The organism is Kribbella sp. NPDC051587 (genome assembly GCF_044453945.1).
Taxonomy (GTDB): Bacteria; Actinomycetota; Actinomycetes; order Propionibacteriales; family Kribbellaceae; genus Kribbella.
In genome coordinates, this window is the sequence record NZ_JBITDE010000012.1 from 1 (window position 1) to 13,747 (window position 13,747).

General features: G+C 67.0%; 12 protein-coding genes and 1 rRNA gene. 6 read left to right on the top strand and 7 right to left on the bottom strand.

Annotated features, from left to right (window positions below):
• The 3 genes from ACIA49_RS32340 to ACIA49_RS32350 form a co-directional block, all read right to left on the bottom strand.
• A 16S ribosomal RNA gene (locus tag ACIA49_RS32340) occupies positions 1-82 on the bottom strand; the annotation flags it as partial.
• A gap of 1,077 nt (positions 83-1,159) precedes the next feature.
• Positions 1,160-2,827, bottom strand: coding sequence for a hypothetical protein (locus ACIA49_RS32345; RefSeq protein WP_396381626.1), 1,668 nt, complete (start codon positions 2,825-2,827; stop codon positions 1,160-1,162).
• On the bottom strand, positions 2,827-3,048 hold the full coding sequence (locus tag ACIA49_RS32350) for a hypothetical protein (protein WP_396381628.1): 222 nt from the start codon (positions 3,046-3,048) through the stop codon (positions 2,827-2,829). The genes ACIA49_RS32345 and ACIA49_RS32350 overlap by 1 nt, the downstream gene beginning before the upstream one ends.
• A gap of 38 nt (positions 3,049-3,086) precedes the next feature.
• Here ACIA49_RS32350 and ACIA49_RS32355 point away from each other — a divergent pair, with 38 nt between their 5' ends.
• Both ACIA49_RS32355 and ACIA49_RS32360 read left to right on the top strand, forming a co-directional pair.
• Positions 3,087-3,902: an endo alpha-1,4 polygalactosaminidase gene (locus tag ACIA49_RS32355; RefSeq protein WP_396381630.1), complete on the top strand. Its 816-nt coding sequence runs from the start codon at positions 3,087-3,089 to the stop codon at positions 3,900-3,902.
• An 84-nt stretch (positions 3,903-3,986) separates the two neighbouring features.
• Complete coding sequence (locus ACIA49_RS32360; RefSeq protein WP_396381631.1) at positions 3,987-4,793, top strand: glycoside hydrolase family protein; 807 nt, start codon at positions 3,987-3,989, stop codon at positions 4,791-4,793.
• Positions 4,794-4,836: 43 nt separating this feature from the next.
• Here the strand turns inward: ACIA49_RS32360 and ACIA49_RS32365 are convergent, their stop codons facing one another.
• On the bottom strand, positions 4,837-6,771 hold the full coding sequence (locus ACIA49_RS32365) for a glycosyl hydrolase family 8 (protein WP_396381632.1): 1,935 nt from the start codon (positions 6,769-6,771) through the stop codon (positions 4,837-4,839).
• A 164-nt stretch (positions 6,772-6,935) separates the two neighbouring features.
• Between ACIA49_RS32365 and ACIA49_RS32370 the strand changes: the two genes are divergently transcribed.
• Complete coding sequence (locus ACIA49_RS32370) at positions 6,936-8,495, top strand: phytoene desaturase family protein (RefSeq protein ID WP_396381634.1); 1,560 nt, start codon at positions 6,936-6,938, stop codon at positions 8,493-8,495.
• 20 nt (positions 8,496-8,515) lie between these two features.
• On the top strand, positions 8,516-8,956 hold the full coding sequence (locus ACIA49_RS32375; protein WP_396381636.1) for an SRPBCC family protein: 441 nt from the start codon (positions 8,516-8,518) through the stop codon (positions 8,954-8,956).
• Here the strand turns inward: ACIA49_RS32375 and ACIA49_RS32380 are convergent.
• Entirely contained in the window at positions 8,949-10,622 is a 1,674-nt protein-coding gene (locus tag ACIA49_RS32380) for an alpha-amylase family protein (protein WP_396381638.1), read from the bottom strand. The two genes, ACIA49_RS32375 and ACIA49_RS32380, sit on opposite strands and share 8 nt — an antisense overlap.
• 90 nt (positions 10,623-10,712) lie before the next feature.
• Between ACIA49_RS32380 and ACIA49_RS32385 the strand changes: the two genes are divergently transcribed.
• Both ACIA49_RS32385 and ACIA49_RS32390 read left to right on the top strand, forming a co-directional pair.
• Complete coding sequence (locus ACIA49_RS32385) at positions 10,713-11,270, top strand: hemerythrin domain-containing protein (protein WP_396381639.1); 558 nt, start codon at positions 10,713-10,715, stop codon at positions 11,268-11,270.
• Positions 11,267-12,268 carry an SDR family oxidoreductase gene (locus tag ACIA49_RS32390; RefSeq protein ID WP_396381641.1) on the top strand — a complete coding sequence of 334 codons (1,002 nt, stop codon included), beginning with the start codon at positions 11,267-11,269 and terminating at the stop codon, positions 12,266-12,268. Before ACIA49_RS32385 ends, ACIA49_RS32390 begins: the two co-directional genes overlap by 4 nt.
• Before the next feature lie 150 nt (positions 12,269-12,418).
• Here ACIA49_RS32390 and ACIA49_RS32395 read toward each other — a convergent pair whose 3' ends face one another.
• Complete coding sequence (locus tag ACIA49_RS32395) at positions 12,419-12,562, bottom strand: GPGG-motif small membrane protein (RefSeq protein ID WP_391546007.1); 144 nt, start codon at positions 12,560-12,562, stop codon at positions 12,419-12,421.
• Positions 12,563-12,642: 80 nt separating this feature from the next.
• Positions 12,643-13,719: a VanZ family protein gene (locus ACIA49_RS32400; protein ID WP_396381642.1), complete on the bottom strand. Its 1,077-nt coding sequence runs from the start codon at positions 13,717-13,719 to the stop codon at positions 12,643-12,645.
• Positions 13,720-13,747: the final 28 nt, after the last annotated feature.

Consider the following 13,747-nt stretch of genomic DNA (forward strand, 5'->3'; position numbering starts at 1 on the left):
CGAAGGGGCCTTACCGCTCGACTTGCATGTGTTAAGCACGCCGCCAGCGTTCGTCCTGAGCCAGGATCAAACTCTCCGTTGAAAAATATAGACAAGCCGAACCCCCGAAGGAATCCGACATAGTCAACAACATCGGTTGATCCTTTGAACATCAGAGACAATCAAACTGACTGAATCCAGAAATTACATTCAAAGGAATCCGAACACAGACAAAACAAACCCCACACCCAAAAGGTCGAAGACCCAGGGCCCGGAGATTCGCCACTGTCTATGCACGGGGTTAATGCTTTAATTTCGGCATTGACTTTCGGCACGCTGTTGAGTTCTCAAGAATCGGACGCACACCGCGCTTCAAACTCTCATTCGAAGCTCCGGGGCAACCCGCCAAACATTACTGTTTCGATTCCAGCCGGTCAAATCGGCCGTTTTCGTCCCAGTCACCCGTGTCTCAGCGGCCGATCCGAGTCCGTAGACGCGTCTCAGCTACGCTTCCTTAGAGGGTGGTCAGGAGGTCCGGCCGCTTCCGCGTCCTGCACTCGCTCCCAACAAGAAGAACATTACTGTCATTCACCAGACGGATGCAAATCGGGGTCCCCCAACGCTCCGCCAGGCAGTTTCGGCCCGCCTCCCGCACGATCACCGCCGCCACCCCCTCCCCCTCGAACTCTCCCCAAACCGGTTCGAGGAGACGCCTGTCCCCCGAAAAGTCCATCTGGGGAGGATCGACACCCCGAACCCGTCCTGGATCCTCCCCAAACCAACTCGGCGCCCCAAACCGGTTTGGGGAGGACGACCGCCAGACGGCGACCACCACGGAGCGGGGCTACGACCGCTCACGTTGCTCGTGCAGCCCGGTCGCGGCCGACCCGGTCAAGGACGCGGCCGTCTTCTCGTCGCGGGATCGCTGTCGCGCTACCAGTGGTGGCAGGAGAGCGTTTGGGATCGTCGGAGGCGTGGTGTCCGCCGTCTCCGGCCACGACTTCCTGTCTCCGGGTATCAGTGGTGGCCGGGGACAGGAGGCGCTGGGGAGTTCTGCCTGTCGATTGAGGTCAGTTCCGCTCCCCGGCCCAACCGCGCACCGGGCACGGGGCACGGGGCACGGGGCACCCCGGCGTACCGGCTCACCCGCGCGGGCCGGCGCGGCACGGAGGTCGGGGCGTTAGCGGGTGCGGTCGGTTTCTTGTACGGCGGCGCTCGCGCGCGGGCGCGCGTCCGGAGAGGTGGCCACTCGCTGGGCACCTGCGGGGGTGGGGTTGAGGCCGGCTTGCAGGGCCTTGTTCAGCTCGCCGGTCTCGCGGTCGTACTCGTTCGTCGCCTTCACCATCATGGTCAGGCCTTTGACGACCCTCGGATCGGGCGACGGGTTCGCGAGGACCTGTTGTAGTCCGGCCTTGGCCTCGGTGCGCATCTCGTCCCTGGTCTCGGGACCCACCAGGTGGAGCCAGGCCTTCAGGGGTGGGGTCTCTTTGGTGAGGTTGAGTGGGGTGTCCTGCCAGGGTTCGGCGCTGTCGGCGGCCATGACGACGCTGATCATGCATTCGGGCATGCTGTGTTCGCCGCTGGCGACCATGTCGGCGACGGCGAACGCCATCAGGTCTTGGGCCTCGTCGGTCGAGAGACGGTCTTCCTGCACGAGCATGGTTGCGGCGGACAGGTAGAGGGCGGCGCTGCTCGAGCGGCCGCCGACGAAGCGGTCCGGTGTCGAGTTCGTCAACTCGTGGTACCAGCCGGGGTCACTGACGTCGATCGTCGCCGCCACCGGCAGGTCGGGCTTGTACGGCGCTGGGTCCGGGTGCTCGGCCTCCGTGAACATGGCATCGCCGCCGAGCCTGCGGTGCGGCGGCACGTGCAGATCCCACCCGGCTTCGTGGAAGTTCAGCCGGGTCCGCGTCGGCCCCAGCGTCCGGGCGTATCCCTGCTCCGGCGCCTCCACGTTGTTGTAGACCGTCCGGATCTGGTCGAACAGCTCGTCGTTGACCGCGCGGCTCGGGCCACGATTGCGGTTCTCGGGCCGACCGGCGCCGGGCACGTGCATGCCGACGCCCTCGTTCACCCGGGTATACCCCTGGTGATAGGCGAAGGTCTCGAACGTCGCCTTCCAGTCGCTGCCCGCGGACTCCCCGTCAATCGTCAGCTCACCGGTCGACCCGTTCTTCTGCAACGACACCGGCGAGCCCACCGTCAGCCCGCGGTTGCCGACCGGGCCGGCGAGCACCGCCCCCTGGATCGCCCCGTCCTCGGTCACACCCGTCACCCGCAGCCGCAACTCGTCGGCATCCACGTGTACCCGGACCACGTGGCCGACCCAACCAGCAGCCGCGGCGGCCGTCGTACCGGCGTCGAAGGAGCCGACGTGCTTGGAGATCGCTCCGTCGGGCAGCATCGCGTACGTCGTGTCCCGCTGATAGGTGATGCCCAACTGCTGCTGCGGGTCGTCACGCGGTGCGTGCTCGCGGGCTGCGGCGATGGCGTTCAGCTCGTCCTGGTTCGTACCCGTGACCTTGTAGCCGTTCTCCTGCAGGAACCAGTTCGGCTGGGTGCGCTCGACCTCGGGGACGAAGTCGTCCATCGCCTGCTGAAAGGCCTCCCAGCCGGGCCGCTGCGGCGGGTTGCCCGCATCCCGGCTCGCGAGCTCAGCGCGCCAACTGCGCTGCTGGACCTGGAGGTAGCTCGCGACGGTGGCGATCTCCGCCTGCTCGTCGCTGGCGGCGTGTAGGCCGTAACCGAACTCGGAGCTCCGTTCGAGCGCCGCCATCCGGTCCGCGGGCGTCCGGTACTGCGCGAGGATCCTCGCGACAGCCGCGTCCTGCTCCCCCACCCCCGGCATTACGCCTCGTCGACGGCCCGGCGGACTTGGCGTTCGACGTAGTCCCAGGCGTGGTTGGCGGCGATCTGGTCGTCGTAGTACTCGGCCAGGGCCTCTTCGGTGAGCTTGCGGACCAGCGCCTCGCCCTCCAGTACGGCGAGGTCGGCGCGCGGCGGCCGTAACTTGGCCAGCGTGCTCGCGTGGATGGCGTCGTACCGGTCCTGCTCGTTGGCGTACTGCATCACAGGAGTCTAGACAGCGAAGGGGCTAAGGTGACCGCGTGGCGAACCGTCGGATCGTGCTGATCGGGCTGGCCGTGGTCGTGGTGCTTGCCGCCGGCCTCATCGTGGTGAACCAGTTGCCCAAGGCATCCGAACCAGCGGCGACCATCGAGGCTCCGCCGCTTCACGCCGGGCTCGACTATCAGCTCGGTGGGCCCTATCCGCCGGCCGCTGATGTCAAGGTCGTGGTCCGGGACCGGACCGCGCCGATCGTCCAAGGCCTGTACAACGTCTGTTACGTCAACGCGTTCCAGACCCAGCCCGGCGAGGACGGCGACTGGGATCAGGACCTACTGCTCCGCGACGGCGCCGGCAAGCTCGTGATCGACGAGGACTGGGACGAGCCCTTGCTCGACCTGCGGACGGCTGACAAGCGGACACGGATCGCGGCCAAGCTGAGCACCTGGATCGACGGCTGCGCCGCGAGCGGCTACAAGGCCATCGAGCCGGACAACTACGACAGCTACACCCGGTCCAAGGGACTACTGACGCCCGACCACGCCAAGGCACTGCTGACCCTGCTCGCTGAGCACGCGCACAGCCGCAGCCTGGCGATCGGCCAGAAGAACACGGCTGACCTCGCCGCCGACCGCAAGACCGTCGGGCTCGACTTCGCCGTCTCCGAAGAGTGCGGCCAGTACGACGAGTGTGCGACGTACGCCGAGGCCTTCGCCGACAACGTCCTCGTCGTCGAGTACACCGCCGACGGCCTCCGCAAAGCCTGTACGGCGTTCGGCGGCCGACTGAGCGTGGTCCTGCGCGACCGCGAGGTCACCGCTCCCGGGAGTCCGACGTACATCCGTAGAACCTGCTGAACAACCACAGTCCTTGGGCTGAGCTGATGTCAACGCTGTCAGGGTCTGCGACGCTCGGGTGAACCGCCCCCAGGGAGTTCACCCATGCGAAAAACGCTTCTGGTCGCTCTGACCGTCCTGCTGTCCTTCGTCCTCGCCGTACCGTCGAACGCCCAGGTCCTGGCAACCAAGAAAGGTGCCAGCACCAACAACGTCGCCGGCGCCTCGCAGGCCCTGACCGCTGTCAACGCCAGCTGGTTCTACTCCTGGGCCACCAACCCCCAGGGCGTCGCGAAGCCGGCCGGCGTCGAGTTCGTCCCGATGATCTGGGGGCGCGGATCGGTCAACTCCGGAGCCCTGAACGACGCCAAGGCCAACGGCAGCACGCTGCTCGGCTTCAACGAGCCCGACATGGGCGGCCAGGCCAACATGTCGGTCGACGAGGCCTTGAACCTGTGGCCGCAGCTCCAGGCGACCGGCATGCGGCTCGGTGCACCCGCGGTCGCGTACGGTGGGGCCGATCCCGGCGGCTGGCTGGATCGCTTCATGTCCGGCGCCGCCGCGCGTGGCTATCGCGTCGACTTCATCCCGCTGCACTGGTACGGCGGGGACTTCTCCTCGAATGCGACCGGCCAGCTCGAGAGCTACGTGAACGCGGTCCGCGCTCGCTACAACAAGCCGGTCTGGATCACCGAGTACGCGCTGGTCGACTGGTCCACCGGCACGGCCCGCTACCCGAGTGAGGCCCAGCAGGTCGACTTCATCAAGCGGTCGACCGCGATGCTGGCCGGGAAGAGCTTCGTCGAGCGCTACGCCTGGTTCACCCTCAACACCCAGGTCTTCCCGACCGGCCTGTGCAACGGCGCGACCCCGAACGCCTCGGGCAACGCCTACCGAGCCGCACCGGCCTGATCGGGCAGTGCCCGCGCGGCCGAGACCGCGCGGGCATCGGTGGTTACGGCACCCAGTGGTTCTGGGTGACGGTGATCATGACCTGCAGCTGGATGCTGGCCGCGTAGTAGCTGCTGGTGTCGACCGGCGTGGTCAGCATCTTGTTCCAGATGGCGTCGAGCCACGCCTGGCTGCCGGAGTCCGTCATCGCCGTGACCGCGAACGGCGCGAAGAAGGCCGCGTCGCTGCTGGAGTCGATCGCGGTTCCGTTCAGCTTGTAACCGGTGGCGATGCTGCTCGCGTTGCCGCCGGTCTTCGACTTGATCCAGGTGTTGAGCTTGCGGGCCGAGGCGAGCGAGGCGGCATCCCCGCTGGTGACCGCGTCGGCGCCGATCCGCCACGGGTCGCGGCAGGCGTTCCACCAGAACTGACCGTCGTTCGGGTCCTCCAGGACCTGGCCGGCGGCCGGCTTCGGGGTGCTGTTGGTGTTGATGACGAAGTCGGGTAGCAGGCCGGTGCTGGCCGCGTAGTTGTTCTGCAGGGACGTGGTCACGGTCTGGTGCTTGGTGCGGATGGTGTCCCAGACCGCGTTGCCGGTGGCCGTCTTGAAGGCGCGGAAGTGGTCGATCATCCAGTCCGACGTGCGGGACATGTTGTAGGTGGAGTCACCGGAGGTACTCCAGTCGCCGAACGTGAGCAGGTTCGTGTTCGGGTTGATCTCGCTCGCCTTGATCGCGTTGATGTGCTTGATCGCGAGCTGCTTGTAGTTGTAGGTGCCGGTGCTCCCCCACTGCTTGTCGGCGAGCAGGAGGCCGTAGGCGACATCCATGTCGCCGTCGGTCGCGCTGTCCGAACCGTTGACGCTCTTACAGGACGTGTCTTGCTCGGCGGCCAGCAGGTCGGCGTTGTTCACCGACGGGTGGGCCAGCATGTACTTGACCAGGCCGTCGAAGATCGTCTTGGCGTTCGGGTCCGCACCGGCCATGGTCGCGGTGATGACCATTCCGTAGCCCTGCGCCTCGGCGACGTACGGGTGATCGGCGTCCGGCGAGATGATCTGGTACCAGCCGTTGCCGCAGTTCTGCTTGACGAAGGCCGACTTCCACGCCTGGTAGTAGTCCACGACCTTCTGGTCGATCGTGGCCTGCGAGCCCGACGGCTTCAGCATGCCGGCCGCGTACGGGAACTGGTGGCTGCCGAACGGTACGGCGGGTCCTCCGCCGCCACCACCGGCTTGCGTGGTCGCCGTCACGGAGTTGCTCACCGCGGACAGGTTGCCGGCCGCATCACGTGCCTTGACCGTGTACGTGTAGCTGGTCGACGCCGTACGGCCGGTGTCCGTGTAAGTAGTGCCGGCGCTGGTGGCGACCTCGGTGCCGTTGCGATAAACGACGTACCCAGTCACGCCGACGTTGTCCGTGGACGCGTTCCACGCCAGCGAAACGCTGCTCGACGTGGTCCCCGTGGCCGCGAGACCGGTCGGCGTACTCGGGGGTGTGGTGTCACCCGGGTTGCCGCCCGTCGTCCCGTAGACCTCGAAGTCGAACAGCGAATACCCGTACGACGTCCCGCGCGCGGTCCCGTAGACGCGAACGTACCGGCCGCTGCCCGACAGGGTCAGGTCGTCGGTCGCGCCGTTCCCGGTCGTGGTCGAGAAGACATCGGTCCAGCCCGTCGAACCGTCGGCCGACGTCTGGATCTTGTAGCTCTTCCCGTACGCCGCCTCCCAGTTCAGCTTGACGCGGGAGATGGTCGCGGTGGCGCCGAGGTCGACCCTGATCCACTCCGGATCATGACCTTCGACGCTGGCCCACCGAGTACTGGCGTTTCCGTCCACGGCCAGGCCGGCCGCGAACCCACTACTCTCGACGGACGACGCGGTGGCGGGCTTCCCCTGGGAGAGCAAGGTGTCGGCCGCTTGCGCGGCCGGAGCAGGTGGGACGAACAGTGCAGAGGCAACGACCGCCGCAGCGGTCAGCCCACGAAGTAGATAAGACATCAGCGGTGTCCTCCGGGCGGTAAAGGAAGCTGCAGAGACTCAACCGTTAGGAAACTTTCCTAATGATTAGTCGGAAAAGTAGGCTCCGATCCGCCCGAGCGCAAGAGCTCGCCGAACAATCAATCGTTGGCTTGGCACCGTTTGCGGCTGGGCACCGACAGACTGTGAGTGATGCTGTCGTGGTCGGTGCGGGCCCGAACGGGCTGGTGGCGGCGAACCTGCTGGTCGATGCCGGGTGGGACGTTGTCCTGCTCGAGGCGAACGACGCGGTGGGCGGTGGGGTGCGGAGTTCGACCGAGGTCGATCCGGCGTTCGTACACGACACGTTCAGCTCGTTCTATCCGTTGGCCGCGGTGTCGCCGACGATCAAGAATTTGAACCTCGGCGAGTATGGGCTCGAGTGGTCCAACGCGCCCGCGCCGGTGGGGAACCCGGTCTCGGGTGGCGGATGGGCGCTGGTGCATCCCGATCCGACTGACACGGCTGCCGCGCTGGACACGCTGCAGGCCGGTGATGGGCAGGCTTGGCTTGAGCTCTACTCCGATTGGGAGCGTGTCGGGCCGGCTGTGATCGATGCGTTGCTCAGTCCGTTCCCGCCGGTACGCGCCGGGGCCGGCGTACTGCGACACCTCTTGGGGGTGCGGGGGTGGAAACGGCTGCAGCTGTTGCTCGGACCGACCCAGTGGGTCGGCGATCGGCGGTTCACGGGCGAGGCCGCAAAGATGCTGATGGCAACCAATTCGCAGCATGCCGACATCGCTCCGACGGCACCGGGGTCGGGGTTGATGGGGTGGCTGCTGGTGATGATCGCGCAGCAGTACGGGTATCCCGTTCCACGCGGTGGTGCTGGTGAGTTCTCGCAGGCACTGGTCAAACGGTTCGTCGCGCATGGCGGCCAAGTCGTCTGCCAGGCTCGCGTCGATCGGATCCTCATCCGCGGTGGCCGGGCGATCGGCGTACGGACAACTGACGGAACCGAGTACGGCGCCGCGCGGGCGGTGCTCGCGGATGTCTCGGCGCCCGCGTTGTATCGGGACCTCATTCCGCGCGAGCAGTTACCGAAGCATGTGCACCAGCGGTTGCGGGCGTTCCGGTGGGATCCCGGCACGATCAAGGTCGACTGGGCGCTGAGCTCACCGATTCCGTGGCGGGAGCAGCCCGCACTGGCGCCCGGTACGGCGCATCTCGCGGACTCGGTCGCGGATCTACGGCGATGGTCCGGGCAGCTCGCCGCCGGGTACATCCCTGACCGGCCGTTCCTCCTGATGGGCCAGATGACGACCGCCGATGCCACCCGCTCTCCGGCCGGCACGGAGTCCGCCTGGGCCTACACGCACGTCCCGCAGGAGACGCGCGGTGACGCCGGCGGCGCCTTGACCGGGCACTGGGATGACGCCGAGGCCGAGTTGATGGCTGCGCGGATCGAGGCTCGGGTCGAGCAATTCGCGCCAGGGTTCGCCGAGCGGATCACCGCGCGCCGGATCCTCAGCCCGCGTGAGCTCGAACGCCGCGATGCCAACCTGGTCGGCGGCGCCGTCAACGGCGGTACGTCGGGCCTGCGCCAGGAACTGTTTCTCCGGCCGATGCCCGGTCTGGGCCGGTCCGAAACCGCGATCAAGTCGCTCTACCTCGCCTCCGCCTCAGCGCATCCCGGCGGTGGAGTGCACGGGGCCTGCGGTTCCAATGCCGCCCGCGCCGCGCTGTTCCACGCCCGGAAGGGTTGAGCCGGGGGTACTGGACCCGCATGAGTGAAACCGAGCGCCTGATCAACGCGTCCGTCGAGGACGTGTTCGCCGTACTGACCGACGGGTGGAGTTATGCCGCGTGGGTGGTCGGGGCCTCCCGGATCCGGGACGTCGAGCCGGGCTGGCCGGAGCCCGGGCACAGCATTCACCACTCGGTCGGCGCCTGGCCGCTGCTGATCAACGATGCGACGACCGTGACCCGGTACGAGCCGCTACGGCTGCTCGAACTGAAGGTGCGGGCCTGGCCGACGGGTGAGGGGAGGGTCGAGTTCGAGGCGACCGAGAAGGACGGCGTCTGTCACCTCGTCATGCGTGAGCACATGACGAAGGGGCCGGCGACGCTCATCCCGGCCCAGATCGCCGACCCGATCCTGCATGTGCGCAACGCGGAGACGCTGCAGCGCCTCGCGTTGCTGGCCGAGGGCCGCGGCCTCAGATGATGTAGCGGTCGTCCGGTCCGACGACGCGTAGCCAACGGACTCCGTGCGGCTCCAGGTCCAGCGACAACGTGCCGTCCGCGGCCACGTCGGTCGTCCCGGCCCGGAGCAGATCGACCGCGCGGAGATCCGCCCCGGCGTCCGCGACCTCGAGCTTCACCTGTACGAACTCGTCGGCAAAGTTGTGCACGGCAACAATCACGCCGTCCTCGTACGTCGAGCGATGCGCGAAGACGGTCGATGAGTTGTGATCGAGAATCGTGCACTCGCCCCAGGACAACTCCGGGCTTTCGCGATACCGCCGTACCAGCAGCTTGATCCAGTTGAGCAGTGAATTCGGATCGCGGCGCTGAGCGGCCACGTTGACGTTCGCCGGGCCGAACTCGCCCTCGGTGACCGGCGCCGCGAGTTGCGACGGGTCGGCCGTGGAGAAGCCGCCGTTGAGTCCGTCGGTCCACTGCATCGGAGTACGGACAGCGCGTCGGCCCTCGATCGCGAGGTTCTCCCCCATCCCGATCTCCTCGCCGTAGAAGAGCACCGGCGTCCCAGGCATCGAGAACAGCAGGCTGTAGACCATCTTGATCCGGGCCTGGTTGTTGTCCAGCATCGGTGGCAGCCGCCGGCGCAGACCGCGGCCGTACAGCTGCATACCCTTGTCGGGGCCGAAGGCGTCGAAGACCTCTTGCCGTTCGGCATCGGACAGTTTGTCCAGGGTCAGCTCGTCGTGATTGCGCACGAACGTGCCCCACTGGCCTTGCTTCGCGGCCAGCGGACGCTCGCGCAACGCCTTCACCAACGAGGCCGGGTCGTTGCGGGCCAGCGACAGGTAGAGCGCCTGCATCCCGATGAAGTCGAAGCACATCGTGAGTTCGTCGCCGTCCTCGTCACCGAAGAAGCGCCGTACGTCGGGATACTTGAGGTTGACCTCGCCGAGCAGCATCGACTGGCTGCGCCGCCGCTCCAGGAACGCCCGAAGGTCGCGCAGGTACCCATGCGGATCCGGCAGGTTGCCCGCGTCGACCGCACCGGACGTGTCGAGCAGGAACGGTACGGCGTCCACCCGGAACCCCGACAGACCGAGCTCGGCCCAGAAGCCGATCACGCGCTGGATCTCCTCGCGCACCTCCGCGTTCGCGATGTCGAGATCCGGCTGATGCTTGTAGAACTGGTGCAGGTAGTACTGCCCCGCCTTCTTGTCGTACTCCCACAGGCTCGTCTCCTGGTCCGGGAACACGATCCCCTCGTGCTGGTTCGCCGGCGGCTCGTCGCGCCAGACATACCAGCCCCGGTACGGCGAATCCGGCGACGACCGCGCGCTCTGGAACCACGGATGCTCGTTCGAGGTGTGGTTGACCACCAGGTCCGCGATCACCCGGATCCCGCGATCCTGCGCCAGCGTGAGCAGCTCGACCAGATCGCCGTGGGTGCCGAGCCGCGGGTCGACGCCGTAGAAGTCCGTGATGTCGTAGCCGTCGTCGCGGTCCGGCGTCGGATAGAACGGCATCAGCCACAGACACGTCACGCCCAGATCGGCCAGATGATCGATCCGCTGGCCGACGCCGCGCAGATCACCCGAGCCGTCGCCGTTCGTGTCGAAGAAGGTCTCGACGTCGAGGCAGTAGATCACTGCGTTCTTCCACCAGATATCGGCCGTCTCCGTGAGTCGCATGGCTTTCCCGTGCCCCTGCGCGTCCCGCCGTACACGTTGGTTCCGCCTGGGTACCGGAAAGCACCGAACCATGACGCACGAAGGAGCACCATGACCGCGGACGTAGTCGACCTGATCATGCAGGACCACCGAGAGGCCGAGCGGCTCTTCGATGAGCTCAAGGAGAACCCGGAGAAGCGACCGACGCTGCTGCCGGTGCTCACCACGCTACTGACCGCGCACAGCCGCGCCGAGGAGGCCGAGGTCTACCCGGTCGCCGCCTCGGAGGCGGGCGAGAAGGAAGAGGTCTCGCACAGCCAGCAGGAGCACATCGAGGCCGACAAGTTGCTGGCCAAGCTCGCCGACACCGATCCGAAGTCGCCGGACTTCGACAAGGTGCTGCAGAACCTCGTCGACGCGATCTCGCATCACGTCGAGGAAGAGGAGACGAAGCTCCTGCCCGGGATGCGCAGCAACCTGTCGGCCGAACGCCGTACCGAGCTCGCGGATGCCTTCGCGACGAGCCGTGCCAAGCATCTCGGCGAGCAGCCCGGCGACATGACGCGCGACCAGCTCCTGACGCAGGCGGCGAACGCGGACATCTCCGGAACGTCGGGACTGCCCAAGAACGAGTTGAAGAAGAAGGTTGAGAGCGAAGGAGAGCTGTGAGCCAGGTTGTCGTAGTCACCGGCGCCAGCGCCGGAATCGGCCGGGCGAGCGCGATCGCGTTCGCCCGGCGCGGGGCCAAGGTCGCGCTGCTCGCGCGGGGTGCGGAAGGGTTGCGCGCCGCGGCACGTGACGTCGAGGCAGCCGGCGGTACGGCGTTGCCGATCGCGGTCGATGTGGCCGAGTACGACGAGGTGGAGGCGGCCGCGGCCCGGGTCGAGGCCGAGTTGGGGCCGATCGACGTGTGGGTCAACGTCGCCTTCACCAGCGTCTTCGCGCCGTTCACCGAGATCGAGCCGAGCGAGTTCAAGCGCGTCACCGAGGTGTCGTACCTGGGGTACGTGTACGCGACCAGGGCGGCGCTCGACCGGATGAAGCCGCGTGATCGCGGCACGATCGTCCAGGTCGGGTCGGCTTTGGCCTACCGCGGGATCCCGCTGCAATCGGCGTACTGCGGAGCGAAGCACGCGATCCAGGGGTTCCACGACTCACTGCGGTCGGAACTCCTGCATGACAAGACGAATGTGCATGTCACGATGGTTCAGATGCCGGCCGTGAACACCCCGCAGTTCTCCTGGGTGCTGTCCCGGCTGCCCGAGCATCCGCAACCCGTCCCGCCGATCTTCCAGCCCGAGGTCGCCGCCGACGCGGTCGTCTTCGCGGCCGATCATCCGCAGCGTCGCGAGTACTGGATCGGCGGTCCGACCCTGGGCACGCTGATCGCCAACAAGTTCGTCCCGGGGCTGCTCGATCGCTACCTGGCCCGGACCGGTTACGAATCCCAGCAGAACAGCGAACTCACCAAGCCCGACGCCGAGAACCTCTGGAAGCCGGCCGACGCCGATCGCGACTTCGGCGCGCACGGCGCCTTCGACGACAAGGCCACCAGCCGGAGCTTCGAGTTCTGGTCCTCACGCCACCGCAACGTACTCACCGCGACCGCGGCCGGGGTGGCGACAGCCGCGGGTGCTTTGCTCTTCCGCGCCGCCCGCAAGTCCTGACAGCACGTGCGAGCGCGAACAAAATCCTCCCCAAACCGGTTTGGGGAGGATTCCAGCCCGGGACCGAGCTGGTTCGGGGAGGATCCACGCCCGCTTCGGGGGGTGGATGCTCCCCAGATCGCTGTCCAGGGTCCGCGGGCATACCGCGGATCAGTTGAAGATGCTGACTCCACCCGGACCGACCAGCAGGCCGACCACGATCAGGATGATTCCCCACATCAGTCCGCCGCGCACGATCGAGACGATCCCGGAGATGACCAGGATGGCGGCGATGATCCACAGAAGGAAAAGCATGGTGGTGGTTCCTTTCGTTCACTCCGGCAGACGATCCACCGGTCCCCCGTGACAGTTCACCCAGTACCCCGGTCCATGCATCAGCCGCGATCGTCTTCCAGCCTCAGCCCGCTCACGAGTCCGGACAGACCGGCGCGATCCTTGCGGAAGACCACCAGGACGAATGTCGCGAGCGGTAGCAGTTGCGCCAGCCGCTCGAGCGCCGGCACGTAATCGCCCAGGCTGTAGAAGACGAAGTACCCGAAGGTCCCGCAGAACAGAGCCACCACCATCCGCCCGCGAGCCGGCCCACCGCCCGGCCGCACCCGGCGCAGCCGAACGGCTAGCTGACCGATCGTCGCCTGCCGCCGGCTCAGTGCCGGGAGGGCCAACAGCAGGATGACCGGCAACCACGTGGTGAGCGTCAGGTTGACCAGTCGTCCACCGGCACCGCCATCCAGCCAGCCGCCGGTGACACCGTGGTAGACCAGGTTGGTGAGGATGGCGAAGGTGCCGCCGAACGCGGTCACCGCCACGAAGTCGACCACCATGCCCAGCAACCGGCGCCAGACCGTCACCGGCCGCGGCTCGTCGGCGGTGACCCCGTGGCGACGACGATCGAGCAGCGAAAGCAGTGGCGCGAAGAGCAGGCCCAGCGCCGTACCGACGGTGTTGGTCAGCAGATCGTCGACGTCGAACAACCGGTAGGGGCACCGGAACAGGAACCAGTTGCCGGTGAGCTGGGTCAGCTCGATCGCCAGCGAGACGCCGAGACCGATCGCCACGATCGTCAGCGGACCACGTCGCGTGTAGTGCCGCAGGTACGCGCCGAGTGGGATGAAGAGGAAGACGTTGAAGACCAGCTGTTGCACCGCCGGATTGGCGAGCAGGCTGCTGTGGTACTTCGCGATGTCGTCCACGAACTGAAGTGGGTTCAACTGCGGATGCGTGAGCGCGGTGTGCGCCGAGCACCAGGCCGCGTCGATCGCCGGAATCGGGAAGAGCACGTACGCCACCAGCGCCAGCCCGTACAGCAGCGAGCCGAACGCGAGCACTGTCGGCCAGAAGCCGAGCTCACCCCGTCGCCGATAGGTGCGATAGACGAACGGCGTCAGCAGGACGAAGGCCAGCGCACCGCCGAGGAAGATCGCCAGCACCGCGGGCAACACAGTCGACATCGCTCGATCCTCGCGGCCCGGCGCCGGC